Raw genomic sequence first — 21,244 nt, forward strand, 5'->3', positions numbered from 1 at the left:
GAATGGGGGGCGAATAATCAAAAGCCGGGGTTCAACACAGCAAAGCTGCGGGGTATCCGCTTCATGAGCACAAAACGCAAAAGAATATGGCCCGTCGTCCTGGCGGTGATCGTGGCGCTGATTGCGCTGGCTATTTATCTCTTTAACTGGAACATGTTGCGTGGCCCGATTGCGCAGCGCGTATCAGACAAGCTGGGCCGGCCATTTGCCATTACCGGTGATCTGCACGTGCGCCTGGGCTGGACGCCGACCATCACCGCAGAGGGGCTGACGTTGGCCAATGCGCCCTGGAGCAAGACCCCGACCATGGCGACCTTGCAAAAGCTGGAGTTCGACCTGCCGCTCAAACCCTTGCTGCATCAAGAAATCCAGTTGCCTCGCGTGGTGCTGACCGCGCCGGATGTCACGCTGGAACAAAACGCCCAGGGCCAGAATAACTGGACATTCGACCAACTGACCAGCAGCCCGGCTGCCAGTAAGGCCAGCGCCCCGGCGGTGAAGTTGGGGCAAGTGAATGTTGATCATGGTCATGTGCACTACCTGGATGCAGAGGGCTCTGACATTCATGCCGCAGTGTCTACCCGCAATGGCCTGCAAGGCGCGGATGCGGCGATTGATGTCGCCGCCAAAGGGGCATTTCGCAAGCTGGGCTTTAATGTCAGCGCCACCGGCGGCGGGGTGCTGGACTTGCGCTCAGCCGATCAACCCTACCCGCTGGCCGCATCCGGTACTGTTGGTCAAACCCGTTTCAGCGCCAAAGGCACCGTCACCAATCCACAAAAACCAGGTGTTTTGTCGCTCAATTTCAATTTGTCTGGTCAGAGCCTGGCGCAACTTTTCCCTATTCTGAAACTGCCACTGCCGGCCACTCCACCGTACCGGCTGGCCGGGCATTTGCAGCATGAAAACCAGGTATGGCAGTTGCAGCGCTTTAATGGGCAGGTGGGTAGTAGTGATATTGGCGGCGATTTTGCGGTTGATCTGGCCCCAAAGACCAAAATGATCACGGCGGATCTCAGCTCGCGCCGGGTTGATCTGGCGGATTTCTCCGGCTTTATCGGGGCCCGCGCGGAAAGTGGCCAGCCGGCCCCGCCCAAGGGGGATCGGATATTGCCGGACAACCCGTTCAGCGTGGAAAAAATCAACATTGCCAATGCAGATGTCAAATTCAAAGGCGCACAAATTGTTAATGCCAGCCTGCCGCTGGATAACGTGCAGGCGCATTTGCTACTGAATGACGGTGTGCTCAAGCTTGATCCGCTCAATCTCGGCGTCGCCGGGGGGCATGTGGTCGCGACCCTCAGTCTGGACAGCACGGCGACGCCGCTTAAAACGGCGGTTGACGCCGCGGCTAGCCGCTTGCAGCTCACCCAACTGGTGCCAGAACTGGGCAAGAGCAAAGAGGCCAGCGCGGGTCTGGTGGGGGGCAAGGCGCGGCTGGATATGCAAGGCAACAGCGTGGCCGCCATGTTGGGATCGGCCAATGGCAATGTGGCGGTGATCATGGATGGTGGCCAGATCAGCAAACTGTTGATGCGGCTGACCAATCTGGACATCGCCAATCTGGTGCCCATCTTGTTCACGGGCGACAAGCCGGTGCCGGTGCGCTGCATGGTGGCTGATCTGGGCGCAACCCACGGCGACGCCACCATCAAAACCCTGATTCTGGACACCGATAAACAGGTGGTCACGGGCAGTGGTCATGTCAATTTTCGCGACGAACGTCTTGATATGGCGCTCAAGACCAATCCCAAGGACATTAGTCTGGTCGCCTTTCGCGGGCCGATCGAGATCACCGGCACCTTTAAAAAGCCGTCGGTAAGACCATCCTTGCCACAACCTGTGGGCCGCGCGGCGGTAGCGGTGGGGCTGGCGTTGATCTCACCACCGCTGGCGCTGTTGCCCCTGGTCGATATTGGCACGGCCAAAGACACGCCCTGCGGGCAGTTGATGCAGCAAGCCAGTGCGCATGCCACCCAGACTCCCGCCACGGCTCACCCCGCCGCGCATTAATGGTCGGCCGTGCCAAACTGGGCCTGGCAGCACTGCAGCCAGCTCCGGCCGGCGCGTGACAGGTAATCTTCACGCCAGACAAAACCCAGCGCCCACACCAGATCCGGGTCTGAGAGCGGCCGTAATGCGACGCGGGCCGGGTCCAGTTGCCGGGCAATGGGCTCGGGCAAAATGGCGATGCCAATCTCGGCGGCCACCAGTTCGCCGATGAAATCCCAATGGCGGCTATGTCCGGCCACTTGCGGGGTAAACCCGGCGTTTTCGCAGGCCTGGCTAATCATATGAGCCAAGGCAAAATCATCTTCGTACATCACAAAAGGCCATGCAGCCAGCTCTGCAATGGCCACCGGCGCGGTAGAGGCGGGCGCTTGCGCGTGTGGGTACACCACCACCAGCGACTGGCGGGTGACCGGCAATGTAGCCAGGCCGGGTGTGACTGCAGGCAGCACGGTAATGCCCAGATCCAGCTCGCCATTGACCACGCTTTCTTCCAGCGCGCGGCCACCTTGCTCTTGCAAGCGCAAAGTCACGCCGGGGTAGAGTTTACGAAAACGTCCGATCACCGGGGCCAGATAGCGGCCAGCCATGGGGGGAATACCCACCTTCAGTTCCCCGCGTGCCATGCCATCCACTTCTGCCACTTCCTGGCGCAGCCGTGCGGCTTCGGCCAGCACCGCCAGGGCACGGGCGTAGGCCACCTTGCCGGCATCGGTCAGCAAAACTTTGCGGCCTTCGCGCAGTAGCAAGAGCCCACCCAGTTCGTCTTCCAGTTGTTTGACCATTTTGCTGACCGTCGGCTGAGTGACAAACAGCGCCGTGGCGGCGCGGGTAAAGCTTTGCTGGCGAACCACTTCAACAAAATAACGCAGGGCGCGGATATCCATCTTGCTATTCCAATATGGAATTGATCCGGTAATTATTATTCATTTTATATCTGGATGGCGGGTTTTTATACTGAGGGCATCGTCGTCGCATGACCCTTGGTTTACCTATCATGTCCAGTTCCATCACATCAGCCACTTACCTTGCCCCGGCGCCCGCCAGCCCGCTCTGGCAACGGGCCCGGCAATTTTCCAGCGCCACTTTGCAAGTCGTGGCACTTTCTGCGCTGTGGCTGCTGGCCGCCTGGATGCAGGCGCGCTGGCATGTGCCTATTCCGGCCAGTTTGCTCGGTTTGCTGCTATTGGCGGCATTGCTGTTTGCCGGCGTGGTCAAAACAGGCTGGATACGGCAGGGCGCCAACTGGTTGCTGGGGGAAATGCTGCTGTTTTTTGTGCCGGCCGTGCTGGCGGTGGTGAATCACCCGGAACTGCTGCATAGCCAGGGCTGGCGCGTGTGCACGGTGATCGGTTTATCCACCGTGGCGGTCATGGTGGTGACCGCATTTGTGGTCGATCAGGTCTACCGGGTGGAACTGATGCTGGCCCGGCGCCGGAGCAACCGTCATGTCTGATTCACTGCTCGCTGCGTTTTGTTTTGTGCTGACGGTGGGGCTGTATTACGCCAACAAACGTATCTATAACCGCAATTTGCGCGTGATATTGATGCCGCTGCTTGTGACACCCGCCATCTTGATCGCCATTGTGCTGCTGGCCGGTATTCCGTATCAGGACTATATGGCCGACACGCACTGGCTGATGTGGCTGCTGGGCCCCACCACCATTGCCTTTGCGCTCCCCATTTACGACAACCGCGCCATGGTGCGCAAACACTGGTTATCCATCAGCGCCGGCGTGATTGCCGCCGTGATCACGTCGGTGGTGAGCTCCGTCATGCTGGCGCGCTGGCTGGGTCTGTCTGTCATGTTGCAAAAAGGCCTGGCCGTGCGTTCGGTGACCACGCCATTTGCGATCGAGGCGGCCAAGTCTCTGGGTGGGCCGGCGGATCTGGCGGCCGTGTTTGTCGTGATCACCGGTGTGCTGGGCATGGCGATTGGTGAAACCGTGCTGGCTTGTTTGCCCATGATCCGCAGTCGTCTGGCGCATGGGGCGATTTTTGGTGCCGCAGCACACGGTGCCGGCACAGCCAAGGCGCGGCAGATTGGGGAAGTGCAGGGCGTGGTGGCCAGTCTGGTGATGATGACTGCGGGGTTGATCAGTGTTTTGGCTGCACCGCTGATTGGACGGTTGTTTTTTTGAGCGGTGGAGTGGCAGGGAATCCGGAGTGGCGATATTTGCAGGTATGGGATGCTGACCTGGTGTCGGACTCGTTATTCCGGTGAACGCCGGAATCCAGTGGGGGCCGTTCCGGCCCCGTTCTCTGGCGAGAACCAGTGTGTAGCCCGGATGGAGCGGTAGCGGAAATCCGGGGTGGCGATATTTGCAAGTATGGGTTGCTGGCCTGGTGACTGGCTCGTCATTCCGGCGAACGCCGGAATCCAGTGGGGGCCGTTCCGGCCCCGTTCTCTGGCGAGAACCAGTGTGTAGCCCGGATGGAGCCGCAGGCGGGAATCCGGGGTGGCGATATTTGCAAGTATGGGTTGCTGGCGTGGTGACTGGTTCGTCATTCCGGCGAACGCCGGAATCCAGTGGGGGCCGTTTCGGCCCCGTTCTCTGGCGAGAACCACCGCGGCTGTTAGCGCCTTCGGCGCAGGGTTTAAAAACATTTGATACCCGGGGTGCCGGGCCCACGTCACTTTCTTTGCTTCGCCAAAGAAAGTAACCAAAGAAAGGCGACCCCAGCCGGGCGGCCCTCCGGGCTTCCCTCGGTTGGTCGGGAGCCTAAGGGCTCCCTCCACGCCCTCGGCGCTGGGCTTTAACGGGGAAATAAAATCAAAAACAACCCCCACCCCAACCCCAACTGCAACGGCAACTGCAACGGCAAAGGCAACGGCAACGGCAACCCCAACTGCAACTGCAACCCCAAACCCGCTTATCCTGGTTGCCCGTCCGCTCTGGGTTGCCAGTACATCGGCACATACCGCCAGCCCCATGCCGCAATGGTGAACAAACCGGCCACGGCTGCAACGCTGAACCAGAGTGTCGCCTGATGCGTAAAGAACTCGCCGGCAATCCGTGCCAGTACCACCGCGTGCATCAACCAGTACAGCATCCAGGTCACTTTGGCCACGGCCAGCGGCCGGCCAGAGTGTCCCAGTGATACGCGGGTCACAAAGCCCAGCAAAGTGCAGCAAAAGAACCCGATCGTGAGCGCGTGCAAAGGGGCAAGGCCACCCGTATAAAGCCCCGCCCATGCAGCCAGACCTTGGGCCGTGTATAAAGCCAGGGCAATGCCGGCCCACAGAAAGGCGGCATGCAGCATCGCCAGCAGCGGCACTTTGAAGCTGCGGCGCAAAGACCAGCGATAACTGGCATACAACAGCAGGGCGGCAAAGACCAGATCGGTCAGGCTGCTATTGATACGGCTATCAAACCAGCCAGCAAGGCTTAAGCCTGCGTGGGCCAGCGCCAGGAGCAACCAGGCATAAAGCAGCCAGAATGGCCGCCACGCTACGTAAGGCTGCAAGACGGATGAAGAAAAGAACGGCACCATGCGGTGACTGACAATCAGGAAAACGGGCAGTAAAAATGCCCAGATACCGATCTGGATGGCGCTTTGTACCCACAGCGCCGCCAACGGGCCGGCGGGGTACAGGCTGGCCGCCAACTGGCATGACAGGGCCGGCAGTGCCATGACAAAAGCCGCCAGCACCAGCCAGGCGTGGCGGCGATCCGCAGCGGCGCTGGCCCGGATGCGATCTGCCCAGATCCATACGGCAAATGCCCAGGCCACAAGATGCAAGGCGTCTCCGGTTGCATGTAAGGGCGGGATGAACCCGGCCAGGGCAATCAGCAGAGAACCCGATGCATAAAGGCCAATGCTGCCGAGCCAGTACGCTTTGGCTGGCGCAGCAACGCTCAGCCATTTGGGGCCGGCGGTGTTGATAAAACCCAGCATGAAGAGCGGGAAGAACCCGAAGACCATCAGGTCTGCGTGCAGCCAGGCTGGCGGCGTAGCGGATGACAGGCTCACCCCGGTCAGGCGCAGGACCATTACCCAGGCCCACCACGCCATGGCGGCCAGCAAGACAAGGCTGCCGCTGAAAAAGCCCACGCGGTGCGGGGCGGCCAGCAAGGAGGGGTTACGCATGGTGAGGCTTCCTGTGGTGACTCAAATAAAAAAGACCATCCGGCCAGGCCGGATCCGGATGGTCAAACGCGGCCAGGAGGCGCGTGGTGGTTGGATGGTCAAAGCAGATGGTCCAGCAATTCCGGGCCGAACACTTCACGGTGGATACGGTCTGGCGAGACCCCCTGTGTCAGCAAGGCTTGCCATTGCTGCTTCATGAAACCAATTGGCCCGCAGAGGTAGTACTGCGTGTCGGGCGTATCGGCGTCCAGCACGCTGGCCAGGCTCATGCGGCCACCATGCGTGAAATCCAGACCTGCGCGGTCTTTATCCTGCGGCGCTTCGTAGAAGGTGATATCACGCAGATGCGGCATGGCCCGCCGGGCCAGGGCGACGTCATCGCGCAGCGCGTGCTGATCACCATGCCGCGCACCGTGGATAAACGTCGTGGTACGGCGCGGGTTGTGTGCCACCAGCGTGTTCAGCACGGACACCATGGGGGTGATACCGACACCGGCACTCAGCAGCACGATGGGGTTGTTCCCCTCAATGACCGGATGAAAATCGCCATAGGCCACCGTGGTGGAGACCAGATCACCGGGACGCAGGTGTTGATGCAACCAGCTGGATACCTGGCCCGCCGGGGTGACGTCGTTACCGTCTTCGCGTTTTACGGTTATGCGCCACCACGGCTTGTCCGGGGAATCAGACAAGCTGTACTGGCGGCGCTGGGTGAGATCCTGCTCATCAAACCGCACTGAGACGCTGATGTACTGGCCCGGCAGAAATGCCCCGGGCGAGCCGCCCTGCGGTTTTTCAAGGTAATACGACACCGCATTGCTGCTTTCGCGGCGAATTTCCATGACGCGGAGCGTTTGCAATTGACCCGCCTGTGCGCCGGATTGCTGATAAAGGCGAGCTTCGGCGGCAATCAATTCTCCGGCCAGCAGCCAGTAGGCTTCATCCCATGCGCTTAGGAGTTCTGGCGTGGCGGCGTCTCCCAGCACTTCGTGAATGGCGGCAATCAAATGGCGGCCGACAATGGGGTAGTGCGAGGGCTTGATCCCGACCGCAGCGTGCTTGTGCACAATACGTTCCAGTACCGGCCCCAGCGCTGCGCTGTTATCGATATTGGCCGCATAGGCAAACACGGCCGCAGCCAGTGATTGCTGCTGGCTGCCATTGGCCTGGTTACCCATATTGAAGAGGTTGGTCAGTTCCGGATGGGCCGCAAACATGCGGGCGTAGAAATGTCGCGTGATAGTCAAACCGTGTTCACGCAAGACGGGAACACTGGCCTCGATATAGGGTCTGGAAGCTGCTGATAGCATGGTTTGTGTCCTTGAAGTGGAATTTAATATGCATATTTTGAGGGGAAGAAAAAGGCCGTTCATGACGACCTTTTCTCTTGTGGCTGACTAGCCCCCTATGTGGCAAAAAATGCGGCACTGTTTGCTGCTGTGCGTACAGCGTATCAAATATGCATTTTGTATGCAATAAATAACGGCGGCCTTTTTGCGCCAGCGCGGTTCAGGCCACCAGCGCCGCCTGGTTTTTATAAAGCGCGGCCAGTAAATCGGATTGCGTGATCATGCCCACCAGCCGCTCACCGTCCACGACGGGCATATGATGCAGGCCCCGGTCAGAAAACAGTGTCACCAGTTCATCGATCGGCTGATCGGCTCTGGCGCTGAGCACGCGCGTGGTCATGATACTGCTGACCTTGTCTTGCAGCCCGACACGCCGCAACTGCGGCAGGGGTTGCCTGGCTACGCTATCGACCAGGAAATCGTGCAAGGAGACGATGCCCAGCACCTGTTCCTGGGCATTGGCCACCGGCAGCGCGGTGACCTTGTGTTCGGCCAGCAGCGCCCAGGCCTGGCCGAGCAGGGCGTCTGGCCGTACCGAGACCACATCCCGCGACATGATTTCGTCACACCGCACAGTACCAAAGTGACGTCGATGCGCCCGCAGTTCGGCGGCAAACAGAATGTCTTCCAGATCCTCCCGGCTGATGTCCACCTCTTCGCCCCGGCTTTTGAGTACGGCTTCCAGATCGTCTGGCGTGACGCCGATTCGCAAGGTGGGCTTGGGATCAGAGGTGTGATGCACATTGGGTTGCACATGCGGGCGATGCGGGTAGCGGCGCTGCAGCGCGTTGTTAAAGATCAGGGCAAAGGCCAGCAGCAGCAGAGAATTGAGCAGCACTGGCCAGATTACAAAATGAAAGCCCAGGTGCGCCACGGCCGGCCCGCCAAGCACCGCCGTGAGTGCCACGGCACCACTGGGCGGGTGCAGGCAGCGCAGTTTGAACATGGCGCCGATGGCCAGCGCACCGGCAAGACCCGCAGCCAGACCGGTGTGGCCGAGCAGCAGGCCGCAGGCCACGCCAATGCCGGCCGCCACCAGATTGCCGCCAATAATGGACCACGGCTGCGCCAGTGGGCTGGCAGGCACCGCAAACAACAGCACGGCAGAAGCGCCCATCGGCGCGACAAACCACGGATTAAGGGTGCCCAGTGCGTGGCGGCTGATGGCCTCCGTCACCAGCAGGCCCAAACCCGCACCCACGCAACCCAGAAGGCGTTCGCGGAGGCTGGCGGTGGAGGGCGCGGGCACAAAGCTCCGCAGCCATTGCAACAGATGCATCATTTCAGTGAATTCCAGAGGCAGAACGTACGTTGGCGCAAAGCACACGCCTGGTTTTTATGTTAGGCCCGCAAATATATCATATTGTGATATAAATGACGCTCTCGAATTGCGGGGCAATCCATGCTCACCAAAAAACACTACGAAGCGTTGTCCGAGTTTCGCTACCAGTTACGCCGTTTCATGCACTTCAGCGAAACCGCAGCCAAACAAGAAGGGCTGACACCGCAGCAGTACCTGTTGTTGCTGCACGTGCGTGGTTTTCCGGGGCGGGACTGGGCAACGGTGGGTGAACTGGCAGAGCGTCTGCAATTGCAGCACCACGGTGTGGTGGCACTGGTTACCCGCTGTGAAGAAAACCAGCTCGTCACCCGCAAAAAAAGTGAAACCGACCGCCGTCAGGTCGAAGTCCATTTATTACCCACTGGTGAAGCCTGCCTGCAACGCCTGGCCGCCCTGCATGAGGCTGAACTCCAGTCACTGCAAGGCGTGTTCCGTGTTGCGCAGATCACGGCCTGGAACGATACCGATAACGGCCACCGACATGAGGGATAAACCAATGAGTCATGCCAGCATCAAGCATGCGCCGCGGCACGGGCACATCGACACCCGACGTAGCGACGCCCGCCGCGATTACACGGTCGATCACCGCTTGCTGCTCCTGGCCGGGCTGGCCGTACTGGTGGGCGGCCTGGGGACGCTGGCTGCGTTTGTGTTGCTCAAGCTGATCTATTTCTTCACCAATCTGTTTTTCTTTCAAACGGTGTCTTTGGTGGAACAGTCGCCCGCGCAGCATCACCTTGGCATGTGGGTGGTGATTGTGCCGGTGATCGGCGGTTTGATCGTCGGTCTGATGGCGCGTTTTGGCAGCGACAAAATCCGTGGGCACGGCATTCCGGAAGCGCTGGAAGTCATCCTGTTTGGTAAAAGTCGCATGTCTGGCCGCGTGGCCGTTCTGAAACCGCTCTCGTCCGGCATTGTGATTGGCAGTGGCGGCCCGTTTGGCGCGGAAGGCCCCATTATCATGACGGGTGGCGCACTGGGTTCTTTGCTGGCGCAATACCTGCACCTGACCGCATCGGAGCGCAAAACGTTGTTGGTGGCGGGGGCCTGCGCGGGGATGACGGCCATTTTTGGTACGCCCGTGGCCGCGGTATTGCTGGCAGTCGAGTTACTGCTGTTTGAACTGCGGCCGCGCAGCCTGCTGCCCGTTGCCGTGGCGTGTGCAGTGTCGGGTTTTGCCCGGCCTTTGCTGTTTGGCGCCGGCCCGCTGTTTGCCCTGCAAACGCCACCTGCCAGCGATATGGCGCTGGTGTCGTGCATCATCGCGGGCCTCTTGAGTGGTGCGCTGGCCGCCGCAGTGACGCTGGCGCTGTACAAGACCGAAGATTTGTTTGGTCACCTGAAACTGCACTGGATGTGGTGGCCGGCCATTGGCGGTCTGGTGGTCGGCCTGGGCGGTTTGATCGAACCGCGCGCGCTGGGTGTCGGTTATGACGTGATTGGTGATCTCTTGAACAACCGGTTGGCGCTGAGTGTGGTGGTCGCCCTGTTAACCGTGAAAGCCATTATCTGGGTCGCCGCGCTGGGTTCCGGCACATCTGGTGGCGTACTGGCACCACTACTGATGATAGGCGCAGGTCTGGGTGTAGCGCTGGCCCACGTGTTGCCCGGTGGCTCGCCACAGTTATGGGCGCTGGTGTGCATGGCTGGCGTGCTGGCCAGTGTACTGGGGGCGCCGCTGACTGCCATTGTCTTTGCCTTTGGCCTGACGCACGACACCGAAGCGCTGTTGCCGCTGTTGCTGACCACGGTGGTGGCGTATGGCTTTACCGCCATGGTGCTACGCCGTTCCATCATGACCGAGAAGATTGCGCGCCGTGGTCTGCATATCTATCGGGAATACGGCATTGACCCGCTGGAAAGCCAGTACGTGGCGGACCTGATGTCCCGCAAGGTGGTCACCGTTGATGGCACCGAACCCTGCGCGGCCGTGTTTGAACGCCATTTTGCCGGCCCACAAGGCCACCGGCGCTACCCGGTGATTGAGGCTGGCCGCTTGATCGGCATGCTGGACCGCGAAGCCTTGCGTGGCCACGAACATAGCCTGCAACCGTGCGCGGATTTGTTCTCTGGTGTACCGGCGATTGCCCGCCCGGAAGAAACGGCCCGGGCGCTGGCGGGGCGGATGACCGAACTGCGGGTATCCAGTTTGCCCGTGGTGGCGGATGAGGCATCCAGGCGCCTGGTGGGGGTGATTGCGTTGAGTGATTTGTTACGGCCGCAGCATGCGGTGGTGGTGGAGGAGACGGTGCGGGAGCGGTTGAGGTAGGGGAATTTGTGAGATGCAGGTGTGTAGGGTGGATTCGGAACGTTAGTGACAATCCACTGTGGCTGGTTTAAAACCTGAACCGCTGTTAGCGCCTTCGGCACGGTTGGTTTTGATGCCGGCGGTGGCTGGAGCACGTTAAGTTGCAGCACACATTGTATCGTGCAACTTGCTTCGCCACCTCGGCGGCCCCCCGTACTTCGCTGCGATGCTCGGCGCGGAGGTACGTCAAAAGCCACTCCAGCGTCAAAGACAACTCCAGCTTCAACAGCAACCCCGCTGTACGCTAGAACGAACTGTCTTGCCCTCCACCTCGTCATTCCCGCGGACGCGGGAATCCAGTCCGCAGCCCAACGGGCCGCCTAGGGTGGATTGTCGCTGTGCTCCGAATCCACCCTACAAAACTATCTTGCCTACCACCTCGTCATTCCTGCGGAAGCAGGGATCCAGTCCGCAGCCCAACGGGCTGCCTACGGTGGATTGTCGCTGTGCTCCGAACCCACCCTACAAAACTATCTTGCCTACCACCTCGTCATTCCTGCGGAAGCAGGAATCCAGTCCGCAGCCCAACGGGCTGCTTACGGTGGATTGCCACCATTACTCCGCGAATCCACCTTGAATAACGAGCATGCATTGCAGCTGGATTCCGGCTCAAGGCCGGAATGACGAGTCAGTGGAGTGCGTGTTGAATTGCAGTTGCAGTTGTTTTTGACTTTCCTCCCCCATTAAAGCCCAGCGCCGATGGAGTGGAGGGAGGCCTTAGGCTCCCGACCGACTGAGGGGGCCGCCGAGGTGGAAGCCCGGAGGGCCGCCACCCCGCTGCAACTGCCATTTGGTACGCCAGTGGCTTTGTGGGGGTACCCACCAAGGGGCAGGCTGGGGTCGCCTTTCTTTGCCTGCTTTCTTTGGGGCCGCCGAGGTAGCGAAGCACCTCGGCGGCCCCAAAGAAAGTAGGGTGCTCCGGCCACCGCCGGTATCAAATGCCTTTCAACCCCGCGCCAAAGGCGCTAACAAAAGTGGTTCTCGCCAGAGAACGGGGCCGTCGCGGCCCCATCTATTCACGCCGCAACCAACACCTCACTCCGCACCACATCACTTTCCCCCACAGCACTCCCCACCAGAATAATCGCCGGGCTACCAAACCCTTGCTGCTGACTACAGGCCGCGAGCTGATCCAGCGTCGTCAGCAACCGCCGCTCTACACTCGTACTGGCGTTTTGCACCACAGCCGCTGGCGTAGAACCGGGCAACGTGCTCATCAAACCGGAAGCCAGGCTATCGATCCGGCTCATGCCCATATAAATCACCAGCGTGGTGCCGGTGGCCGCCAGCGCGTGCCAGTCGGGTTCGCTGTGATCTTGCATATGCGCGGTCACAAACGTCACCCCCTGACAGTGTTCACGGTGGGTGAGCGAGATATTCATTGCCGCTGCGGCCGCCAGGCCGGAAGAAATCCCGTTGATGATCTCGACCCTGATATTGTGCTGACGCAACCAGGCAATTTCTTCGCCGGCGCGGCCAAACAACAACACTTCGCCGCCTTTCACGCGGACAACGTGTTTACCTTGCAGTGCATAACGGCGCATCAGTCGCTGGATGAAGTCTTGCGGGGTAGATTTGCACCCGCCGCGCTTGCCCACGCGGATCACCCGTGCTTGCGGCGCCAGTGTGGTGATGTCGGCATTGGCCAGATCATCCAGTAGCAAGATGTCGGCGGCGGCCAGCGCGCGCACGGCTTTCAGGGTCAACAGTTCCAGATCGCCCGGGCCTGCGCCCAGCAGAGTGACTTTGCCGTGATCCATGGTGTTCTCCAGTTTTTGTCTTTATGTTTTACGACGCGACAGCGGTGGCGCTGCACATGCGTTTAAGTTCCGGCACACAAGAGCCGCACACCGTGCCACAGCCCAGCTTCGTTTTCAGGCCATCCACATCCGCACCCAGTACAACCAGCTCGCGGATTTGTGACTCCTTAACCTGTTTGCAGTTGCAGACCACCCGGTCACGCGTGGCGTTGCCGGTTTTGGGGCTGAATACGGTAATGCGTGCGCCTTGCCAGGGTTCACCGGCAATCAGTTGTTCCAGCAACTGGTCTGATCCGGTGACATCGCCGGCCCAGACAAAACCGTGCAGCACGCCGTCTTGCCAACCGACGCGCTTGACCATGCCACGGCGGGCGTCGCGGTATTCCAGTACGTCCGGGCCGGGCTGCAGTGCAAGCGCGGTAAACAGTTTCTCCAGCCAGCCCGCAGGGGCAGAATCAGCCGCGGCTTTCAGAATGGCGACATCATCGCCGGCCATGGTGATGGCGGCATAAGCGCAGTCTTTGAGGAGTGGTTGCAAGGCGGCTTGCAGGGCCTGGGTATCACCCCGGCACGCGGCCGTCAGGCGCCACGGCAAGTCAGCCCGTTCGACCCGGACAGCGGCGTGTTTAAGCTCTGGCTGGAACGATTTGCGATCCACCGCACCGATGGTCGATTCATTGATACCACCACTGTTGAGAAACTGGCCGTTCCAGTGCATGGCGGCAAAGACGCTGCCGGTGGTGACTTCGTCCGACAGACCCAGCGGCAGGATCAGCCCGCCACGTTTGCTGGACACCTTGACCAGTTCACCCGCTTTCAAGCCCCGGCGCTCGGCATCCAGCGGGTTCATGGTCAGCGCAGCTTCTGGCGTGTGGGCAAACAGGCGCGGTACGCGGCCCGTGCGGCTCATGCCGTGCCATTGATCCCGCAGACGGCCCGTCAAAAGATGGAAGGGGTAACGCGAGTTGGTCGGCTCGGCCACGGGCAGGTACGGTGTGACATTGAAGCGGGCTTTGCCATCCGCCGTGGCAAACACGCCATCCTCGTAACGGCGGGCCTGGCCGCGTGTTTCGCCATAGGCCTCCACAATCGGCATGGGCCATTGTTGCGGACCGTGGCTTTCCAGAACGCCATAACTCAGCCCGGTGATATCCAGGTCTTTACCCTCAGTCAGGCGGCGGTGTTCGTTAAACACCTGTTCTTCATTGGCAAAACCAAACAGGCTAAAGCGGGCCGGGTGGATTTGCGCTTCCAGCCGGCGGGCGACTTCATTGGCAATCCACCAGTCGCCACGGACTTCGCCCGGCCCTTGGATGGCCGGGCGCACACGGCTGATACGGCGCTCGGAGTTGGTGACCGTGCCGGATTTTTCGCCCCAGGTGGCGGCAGGCAAAACCACATCTGCGTAGGGCACGGTGTCGGTGTTAAGGAAGGCTTCCTGGACAACCACAAACTCGGCTGTATCCAGCGCTTCGCGTATCAGATTGAGATCCGGCATGGAATGGACCGGGTTGGTACAGGCAATCCACAACGCCTTGATCTTGCCTGCGCGGATGGCGTTGAACATCTCCACTGCGGGCAAACCCGGTGTGGGGGAGAGGCGTTCGGTATCGATGCCCCACAAGCGTGCGATTTCCGCGCGGTGATCGGCATTGGTGATGTCGCGGTGCGCCGCCAGCATGGTGGCCATGCCGCCCACTTCACGCCCGCCCATGGCGTTGGGTTGCCCGGTGAGTGAGAAGGGGCCGGCGCCTGGTTTGCCAATCTGGCGGGTGGCCAGGTGCAAGTTGATCAGCGCCAGGTTTTTGTCCGTTCCATGCGCCGACTGGTTCAGACCCATGCAGTAAAGCGAAAGGGCACCCTGACTGCGGCCAAACCACTCGGCGGCGGTCATCAGGTCGGCCTCGGTAATCCCGCAGATTTCTGCCGCCATGCGCGGCGTGTAATCGCGCACCAGTTGTTTAAGCTCGGCAAACCCGTCGGTATGCTCGGCCACAAACTGTGGGTCGATCAGGTCTTCCCAGATCAGGTGATGCAGCATGCCGTTAAAAAGGGCGACATCCGTCCCCGGCTGGATTTGCAGATGCAGATCGGCCATGGCTGCGGTATCGGTACGGCGCGGATCAATGACGATCCATTTCACATCGGCGCGGGTGGCTTTGGCGGCTTCCAGCCGGCGGTACAACACCGGGTGTGCCCATGCCATATTGGACCCGGCAAACAGTACGCAGTCGGCCAGTTCCAGGTCTTCGTAACAGGTGGGCGGGCCGTCAGCGCCCAGGCTGAGTTTGTAGCCCGACACCGCGCTGGACATGCACAGGCGCGAGTTGGTATCGATGTTGTTGGTACCGATCAAGCCCTTGGCCAGCTTGTTGAAAACGTAGTAATCCTCGGTCAGCAACTGGCCGGAGATATAAAACGCCACGGCATCTGGCCCGTGCTGGCGGATGATGTCGGCAAACTTCAGCGCCACGGTGTCGAGTGCGGTATCCCAATCTACCCGCTGCCGTTCGCTATCGCGGTTGATGCGGATTTCCGGGTAGAGCGCCCGGTTGGTTTTGCTGGCCACCGTCAGTGGCAGAGTCATGCCTTTGGTGCACAGTCGGCCATAGTTGGCCGGGTGGGCCGGATCGCCCTGGATGCCGGTGATCTTCTCGCCATCTGATTCAATCAGTACGCCACAGCCGACGCCGCAATAGCAACAGGTGGATCGGGTGATGGTTTTCATGCGGCCTCCAGAGCCGCCAGTACAACCCTGCTGGCGGCGTTATGCTTGCTTGTCGTACCCACTTGTACTGCCTGCGCTTCGCATGCCTTGCCCGCACCGTTGCACTGGGCTGTATTGGCGGCTTTCGTCATGTCCGTGTGTCCGCTCAACAATCAGGACAGGCTCACAAACACCTGGCCGTTTTCCACCTTGGCGGCAAACCGCCGCGCGCAGCCTTCATCCGGCGCACGAGCCTGGCCGCTGGCGAGGTCGATATTCCAGGCGTGCAGCGGACAGGTCACGCTCTCGCCATGGACGATGCCCTGCGACAGCGGGCCGCCCTTGTGCGGGCAGTGGTCCAGCAGCGCAAAGACGCTGTCGGTGGCGGTACGGAAGATGGCGACATTGCCAGCCGGGCGTTCCAGCACGCGGCTGCCGAGCGGGGGGATGTCGTTCAGGGCGCAAATTTGTACCCAGGGTGTGGGGGTGTTCATGTTCATGCTGGTGGTCATCCTTTGTTGTTCCTGGTTGTTGTGCCCGGTATGCCAGGGATAGCTGAATCTTTGTTAGCGCCCTTCGGCGCGTTGTTTACAACCCGGCGGTGGCCGGAGCACGTTACTTTTCTTTGCTTCGCCAGCCTCGGCGGCCCCAAGAAAAGTAACCAAAAGAAAGGCGACCCTGCGACAGCGCCCTTCGGGTTCCCTGCGCTTCTCGCGAAGTCCGGCTGGCTCCAGCCCCGCTGCAACGACCATCTGGTGCGCCTGTGTCTTTGTGGGGGTACCCACCAAGGGGCAGGAACTCGGGCTATGCCCTCAAACACCCTTGCGCCGAAACCCCGGACTTCACTGCGATGCTCGGCGCTGCCGGAGGGGAGGTACGTCAAAAGCAACAGCCACATCAACAGCCAAACCAAGCCCTGCAAACCGTCTATTTGCAAGAACGGTTCACCAGGCACACCACTTCGTCATTCCCGCGAAGGCGGGAATCCAGCCCGCAGCCCAACGGGCTGCATACGGTGGATTGTCGCTACGCTCCGAATCCACCCTACAAAAGCCAGCGCACAGACGATTTGGCCGTTGTCGTTGGGGTTGTTTTTGACTTTTCTCCCGTCAGGGCTCAGCGCCGAAGGAGTGGAGGGAGACCTCAGGCTCCCGACCGACTGAGGGAAGCCCGGAGGGCAAAAGTCCGGGGGTCGCCTTTCTTTGGTTACTTTCTTTGGGGCCGCCGAGGTGGCGAAGCAAAGAAAGTGACGTGGTCCGGGCACCCCCGGTATCAAACGCCTTTCAAACCCGCGCCGAAGGCGCTAACACCCCACCCCCGCACAAAAATCAAGCGACCACCTTCAACGGAATAAACTCATTCCTCTGCTTACCCGCAATCCGCTCCGCCCACGGATCCCGCAGGCCTTCCAGCGAATACAGCAACCGTTCATACAAAGCCTTGCGGCCAGCCTCGTCCTCGACCACTTTTTGCTTGATGTAATCCAGCCCCACGCGCTCGATGTAATGCACCGTGCGATCCAGGTAATACGCCTCTTCCCGGTACAGTTGCAGGAAAGCGCCGCTGAACTCCTTCACTTCTTCAGCCGTCTTCACCTTGCACAGGTACTGCGCGACTTCGGTCTTGATGCCGCCGTTGCCGCCGACATACAGCTCCCAACCGCTATCCACCGCAATCACGCCAACGTCTTTGATACCGGCTTCGGCGCAGTTGCGCGGGCAGCCAGAGACGGCCAGTTTTACCTTGTGCGGGCTCCACATATTGGCCAGCATGGTTTCCAGATCAATCCCCATTTGCGTGCTGTTCTGCGTACCAAAACGGCAGAATTCGCTGCCGACGCAGGTCTTCACGGTGCGGATGGATTTGCCGTAGGCGTGGCCGGATTGCATGCCCAGATCGGCCCACACGTTCACGAGGTCTTCTTTCTTTACGCCCAGCAAGTCAATGCGCTGGCCGCCCGTGACCTTCACCATGGGGATGTGATACTTGTCCGCCACGTCGGCAATGCGGCGCAGTTCAGACGGGTTGGTCACGCCGCCTTTCATTTGCGGGATCACGCTGAAGGTGCCGTCTTTCTGGATGTTGGCGTGGGCGCGTTCGTTGATAAAGCGGCTTTGCGGGTCGTCCACGGCCTCTTTGGGCCAGGTGGACAGCATGTAGTAGTTCACGGCCGGGCGGCAGGTGGCGCAACCGTTGGGGGTCCGCCATTCCAGGAATTCGTACACCGCTTTGTGCGTCAGCAGTTTGTGCTCGCGGATCGCCTTGCGTACCTCGCCATGCGTGCGATCAGTACAACCGCACACGGCTTTGGTCTTGGGCGTCTCCTGGAAGCTGGAGCCCAGCGTGTTCATCAGAATCTGTTCCACCAGACCGGTGCAGGAGCCGCAAGAACTGGCGGCTTTGGTGTGCTTCTTCACGTCATCGACCGTGAACAGACCCTTGTCCTTGATCGCCTTGACGATGGTGCCTTTGCAGACACCGTTGCAGCCGCACACTTCGTCTTTGTCTTGCATGGCGGCGGCACGGCTCTGGCCTTGCACGCCAGAGTCGCCAATGGCGGATTCGCCAAACATCAGGTGATCGCGCAGGTCATGAATGGTGCGGCCTTCCCGCAGCAGCTTGAAGTACCAGCCGCCGTCAGCGGTATCGCCATACAAACAGGCGCCGACCAGTTTTTCGTCCTTGATCACCAGTTTTTTGTAGACACCGCCGGCGGGGTCAGACAGCACGATGTCTTCGGTGCCTTCGCCGCCCATAAAGTCGCCGGCGCTAAAGAGGTCGATGCCGGTGACTTTGAGCTTGGTCGACAGCACCGAGCCCTTGTACTGGCCGATGCCCAGATTGGCCAGGTGGTTGGCGCAAACCTTGGCCATTTCAAACAACGGGGCAACCAGACCGTAAGCGACGCCACGGTGGTTCACACACTCGCCCACGGCGTAGATGCGCGGGTCGTAGGTTTGCAGGGCGTCGCTGACCACAATGCCGCGGTTGCAATGCAGACCCGCCGATTCGGCCAGCGCGGTGTTGGGGCGGATGCCGACGGCCATGACCACCAGATCGGCGGCGGCTTCGGTGCCATCCTTGAAGCGCACGCCGGTGACTTCGCCGGCCTCGTTGCCAATGATCTCCGCAGTTTGTTTTTGCAGCAGAAAACTCAGGCCACGTTCTTCCAGCGATTGTTGCAAGAGCTTGCCGGCGGTGACGTCCAGTTGCTTGTCCAGCAGCCATTCGCCCAGGTGCACCACTTTGACATCCATACCGCGAATCTTCAGCCCATTGGCCGCTTCCAGCCCCAGCAAGCCGCCGCCAATCACAATGGCGTTACGCTTGACCCTGGCGGTATCGATCATCAGTTCGGTATCAAAGATGTCTCGATAGCTGATCACGCCGCGCAGTTGCTTGCCCGGCACCGGCAAGATGAAGGGCATGGAGCCCGTGGCCAGCAAGAGGCGGTCATACGGCACCACCGTGCCATCGTCGGCCACTACCTCACGGCGGGCGCGGTTGATCCGGGTGATGGTCTTGCCGGTATGCAGGGTGATGCCGTTGTCGGCATACCAGGACAGCGGGTTCAGGATAATGTCCTTGAACTCTTGTTCCCCCGCCAGTACCGGCGAAAGCAAGATGCGGTTGTAATTGGGATGGGGCTCGCTGCCGAAGACCGTGATGTCGTAATGGCCTGGCGCGAGTGCAAGCAGTTCTTCCACCGTGCGGATGCCGGCCATACCGTTGCCGACGACGACGAGTCTGGGTTTGTTCATGGAGCGCTTTCCTGTTGCGAAAATCTGTGAGTAGCGGTAGCCCGGATGAAGCGAAGCGAGAATCCAGGGTGATATCGATGGCAGATGCTTCGTGGCATGGCCCCCGGATTCCCGGCCCCTTGGGCCTTCATCCGGGCTCCGTGCATTTGCGTCAAACCCGTGCAGCGGCGACGGCCCAACCGCTGCGCCATTTGGTTTTGACTTGCGACAGGCTGATCCAGCCCAGCGCGGTCAGGCAGGCAAACAGCCACAGGCCTGCGGCATAGCTGCCGGTGCCTTGCTTGATGGCGCCCAGGCTGGCGGTCAGCAAAAAGCCACCCACGCCACCCGCCATACCAATCAGGCCAGTCATGACGCCGATCTCTGCTGAAAAACGCTGCGGTACCAACTGGAACACCGCGCCGTTGCCCGCACCCAGGCACAGCATGGCGCCAATAAAGAGCGTGATCACGCCTGCCGCGCCGCCCATGTTGAAACCGGCTGCGGCAATCAAGACGGTGACGGCGGCATAGACCGACAACAGCGAACGGGTGCCGCCAATCCGATCTGCAATCACGCCGCCCAGCGGGCGCATGGCGGAACCGGCAAACACACAGGCGGCGGTACACCAGCCGGCGGTTTTGGCATCAAACGCAAACTGGTCATGGAAGAACCCGGGCAGGGCGCTGGCAAAGCCAGAGAACCCGCCAAAGGTCAGCGAGTAAAAGAACATGAACCACCAGGCATCTTTGTGGCCCAGCATCTTGATGTAGTCGCCAAAGGTCTTGGGTTTGACGGTGGAGGGGGCGTCTTTGGCACACGTCCAGTAGTAGCCCAGCACCAGCACCAGCGGAATACACGCAATGCCAAACACGTTCTGCCAGCCAAACGCGGCCGCCAGGGTGGGGGCAAACAGGGCGGCCAGCACCGTGCCAGAGTTACCCGCACCGGCAATCCCCATGGCCGTGCCCTGGTGTTGCGACGGATACCAGCGTGAAGCCAGCGGCAACGCCACAGCAAACGACGCACCGGCTACGCCCAGGAAGAGGCCCAGCAGCAAGGCGCCCGCCATGGTAGAGAAGCCCATTTGCCACGCGGTCAGCAACGCACCAATCACAATGAACTGGCCGAGCAAACCGGCGCGCTTGGCACCGATACGATCACTCAACACGCCCATCACCACGCGTAGCACTGCGCCAGCCAGAATCGGCGTCGCCACCATCAGCCCACGTTGCTGGGTGGTCAGATGCAGCGTTTGCGCAATCTGGATCTGCAGCGGGCCCAACAGGTACCAGACCATAAAACTCAGATCGAAATACAGAAAGGCTGCGAGCAGCGTGGGGGTATGACCAGAACGCCAGAAACTACGATCCATGTGCGTATCTCCAGGTGCCTTGGGTTGCCCGTGTATCCGGGCATGCCTGCGGGCGTTGGTGTGGCTGAAAAACAAAAACGGCGTCCGATCCGCTCTGTAAAAAGAGGGAAGGGACGCCGTTGTCCGTGAATGACCCGCCGCCTTTGGCCGATCACCCGATAAAGTAATCTGGTGCACTGCTTTCACCCATCACGTCGTTGTGACGGGCTGCTTGATGCTTAGCAAGGGACGTGCCAGGTCATGCCAAAGTCATGGAGACTGGCTTGGGTATTGGCTTGCAGGGGTTTTCTGGGTTGGTGCAGGGGGCAGGATGTAAAGATTTGTTGCACTGCGGTGGTGCTGATTGCCCATCATTTGTGCGGAGGAAGCCCGCAGCGTTCAGGACGAAAGAAGCGGAATAAGGGAAGTTGGCATTGGTGTTGGTGTTGAAGTTGCAGTGGTTGTTGTAGTTGTTTTTGACTTTCCTCCCCCATTAAAGCCCAGCGCCGAAGGAGTGGAGGGAGACCTTAGGCTCCCGACCGACTGAGGGAAGCCCGGAGGGCCGCCAGGCTGGGGTCGCCT

At 60.4% G+C, this 21,244-nt stretch carries 14 protein-coding genes; 5 read left to right on the forward strand and 9 right to left on the reverse strand.

Annotation, left to right across the window (positions count from 1 at the left end; genetic code table 11):
• Positions 1 to 63 precede the first annotated feature (63 nt).
• Positions 64 to 2,013, forward strand: coding sequence for an AsmA family protein (locus HNQ50_RS04310; RefSeq protein WP_184098010.1), 1,950 nt, complete (start codon positions 64 to 66; stop codon positions 2,011 to 2,013).
• Here HNQ50_RS04310 and HNQ50_RS04315 read toward each other — a convergent pair.
• A complete protein-coding gene (locus tag HNQ50_RS04315) occupies positions 2,010 to 2,897 on the reverse strand; it encodes a LysR family transcriptional regulator (protein WP_184098012.1) in 888 nt (295 codons plus the stop codon). The two genes, HNQ50_RS04310 and HNQ50_RS04315, sit on opposite strands and share 4 nt — an antisense overlap.
• A gap of 110 nt (positions 2,898 to 3,007) precedes the next feature.
• On the opposite strand from HNQ50_RS04315, the gene HNQ50_RS04320 reads away from it, so the two are divergent.
• Both HNQ50_RS04320 and HNQ50_RS04325 read left to right on the forward strand, forming a co-directional pair.
• The gene (locus HNQ50_RS04320) at positions 3,008 to 3,466 is read left to right on the forward strand and encodes a CidA/LrgA family protein (protein ID WP_184098014.1); all 459 of its coding nucleotides are present in this window, start codon (positions 3,008 to 3,010) and stop codon (positions 3,464 to 3,466) included.
• A complete protein-coding gene (locus tag HNQ50_RS04325) occupies positions 3,459 to 4,151 on the forward strand; it encodes an LrgB family protein (protein WP_184098016.1) in 693 nt (230 codons plus the stop codon). Before HNQ50_RS04320 ends, HNQ50_RS04325 begins: the two co-directional genes overlap by 8 nt.
• A 733-nt stretch (positions 4,152 to 4,884) precedes the next feature.
• Here HNQ50_RS04325 and HNQ50_RS04330 read toward each other — a convergent pair.
• The 3 genes from HNQ50_RS04330 to HNQ50_RS04340 form a co-directional block, all read right to left on the reverse strand.
• Entirely contained in the window at positions 4,885 to 6,102 is a 1,218-nt protein-coding gene (locus HNQ50_RS04330) for an NnrS family protein (RefSeq protein ID WP_184098018.1), read from the reverse strand.
• 98 nt (positions 6,103 to 6,200) lie between these two features.
• Complete coding sequence (gene hmpA, locus HNQ50_RS04335) at positions 6,201 to 7,412, reverse strand: NO-inducible flavohemoprotein (RefSeq protein ID WP_184098020.1); 1,212 nt, start codon at positions 7,410 to 7,412, stop codon at positions 6,201 to 6,203.
• Between the two features lie 199 nt (positions 7,413 to 7,611).
• Positions 7,612 to 8,733: an HPP family protein gene (locus HNQ50_RS04340; protein WP_184098022.1), complete on the reverse strand. Its 1,122-nt coding sequence runs from the start codon at positions 8,731 to 8,733 to the stop codon at positions 7,612 to 7,614.
• Positions 8,734 to 8,853: 120 nt separating this feature from the next.
• On the opposite strand from HNQ50_RS04340, the gene HNQ50_RS04345 reads away from it, so the two are divergent.
• Both HNQ50_RS04345 and HNQ50_RS04350 read left to right on the forward strand, forming a co-directional pair.
• The gene (locus HNQ50_RS04345; protein WP_184098024.1) at positions 8,854 to 9,285 is read left to right on the forward strand and encodes a MarR family winged helix-turn-helix transcriptional regulator; all 432 of its coding nucleotides are present in this window, start codon (positions 8,854 to 8,856) and stop codon (positions 9,283 to 9,285) included.
• A gap of 4 nt (positions 9,286 to 9,289) precedes the next feature.
• Entirely contained in the window at positions 9,290 to 11,062 is a 1,773-nt protein-coding gene (locus HNQ50_RS04350) for a chloride channel protein (RefSeq protein ID WP_184098026.1), read from the forward strand.
• 1,055 nt (positions 11,063 to 12,117) lie between these two features.
• Here the strand turns inward: HNQ50_RS04350 and cobA are convergent.
• The 5 genes from cobA to HNQ50_RS04375 form a co-directional block, all read right to left on the reverse strand.
• A complete protein-coding gene (cobA, locus tag HNQ50_RS04355; RefSeq protein ID WP_184098028.1) occupies positions 12,118 to 12,861 on the reverse strand; it encodes a uroporphyrinogen-III C-methyltransferase in 744 nt (247 codons plus the stop codon).
• A 28-nt stretch (positions 12,862 to 12,889) separates the two neighbouring features.
• On the reverse strand, positions 12,890 to 15,589 hold the full coding sequence (locus tag HNQ50_RS04360) for a nitrate reductase (RefSeq protein WP_184098030.1): 2,700 nt from the start codon (positions 15,587 to 15,589) through the stop codon (positions 12,890 to 12,892).
• Between the two features lie 152 nt (positions 15,590 to 15,741).
• On the reverse strand, positions 15,742 to 16,080 hold the full coding sequence (gene nirD, locus HNQ50_RS04365) for a nitrite reductase small subunit NirD (protein ID WP_246428584.1): 339 nt from the start codon (positions 16,078 to 16,080) through the stop codon (positions 15,742 to 15,744).
• 816 nt (positions 16,081 to 16,896) lie between these two features.
• Positions 16,897 to 19,329 carry a nitrite reductase large subunit NirB gene (gene nirB / locus HNQ50_RS04370; RefSeq protein WP_184098032.1) on the reverse strand — a complete coding sequence of 811 codons (2,433 nt, stop codon included), beginning with the start codon at positions 19,327 to 19,329 and terminating at the stop codon, positions 16,897 to 16,899.
• Positions 19,330 to 19,480: 151 nt separating this feature from the next.
• On the reverse strand, positions 19,481 to 20,683 hold the full coding sequence (locus HNQ50_RS04375; RefSeq protein ID WP_184098034.1) for a nitrate/nitrite transporter: 1,203 nt from the start codon (positions 20,681 to 20,683) through the stop codon (positions 19,481 to 19,483).
• Positions 20,684 to 21,244 lie beyond the last annotated feature (561 nt).

The organism is Silvimonas terrae (assembly GCF_014202765.1).
GTDB lineage: Bacteria > Pseudomonadota > Gammaproteobacteria > Burkholderiales > Chitinibacteraceae > Silvimonas > Silvimonas terrae.

Coding starts and splice junctions, on each gene's coding strand:
- HNQ50_RS04310 (WP_184098010.1), top strand. CDS start 64: ATGAGCACAAAACGCAAAAGAATATGGCCCGTCGTCCTGGCGGTGATC.
- HNQ50_RS04315 (WP_184098012.1), bottom strand. CDS start 2,897: ATGGATATCCGCGCCCTGCGTTATTTTGTTGAAGTGGTTCGCCAGCAA.
- HNQ50_RS04320 (WP_184098014.1), top strand. CDS start 3,008: ATGTCCAGTTCCATCACATCAGCCACTTACCTTGCCCCGGCGCCCGCC.
- HNQ50_RS04325 (WP_184098016.1), top strand. CDS start 3,459: ATGTCTGATTCACTGCTCGCTGCGTTTTGTTTTGTGCTGACGGTGGGG.
- HNQ50_RS04330 (WP_184098018.1), bottom strand. CDS start 6,102: ATGCGTAACCCCTCCTTGCTGGCCGCCCCGCACCGCGTGGGCTTTTTC.
- hmpA (WP_184098020.1), bottom strand. CDS start 7,412: ATGCTATCAGCAGCTTCCAGACCCTATATCGAGGCCAGTGTTCCCGTC.
- HNQ50_RS04340 (WP_184098022.1), bottom strand. CDS start 8,733: ATGATGCATCTGTTGCAATGGCTGCGGAGCTTTGTGCCCGCGCCCTCC.
- HNQ50_RS04345 (WP_184098024.1), top strand. CDS start 8,854: ATGCTCACCAAAAAACACTACGAAGCGTTGTCCGAGTTTCGCTACCAG.
- HNQ50_RS04350 (WP_184098026.1), top strand. CDS start 9,290: ATGAGTCATGCCAGCATCAAGCATGCGCCGCGGCACGGGCACATCGAC.
- cobA (WP_184098028.1), bottom strand. CDS start 12,861: ATGGATCACGGCAAAGTCACTCTGCTGGGCGCAGGCCCGGGCGATCTG.
- HNQ50_RS04360 (WP_184098030.1), bottom strand. CDS start 15,589: ATGAAAACCATCACCCGATCCACCTGTTGCTATTGCGGCGTCGGCTGT.
- nirD (WP_246428584.1), bottom strand. CDS start 16,080: ATGACCACCAGCATGAACATGAACACCCCCACACCCTGGGTACAAATT.
- nirB (WP_184098032.1), bottom strand. CDS start 19,329: ATGAACAAACCCAGACTCGTCGTCGTCGGCAACGGTATGGCCGGCATC.
- HNQ50_RS04375 (WP_184098034.1), bottom strand. CDS start 20,683: ATGGATCGTAGTTTCTGGCGTTCTGGTCATACCCCCACGCTGCTCGCA.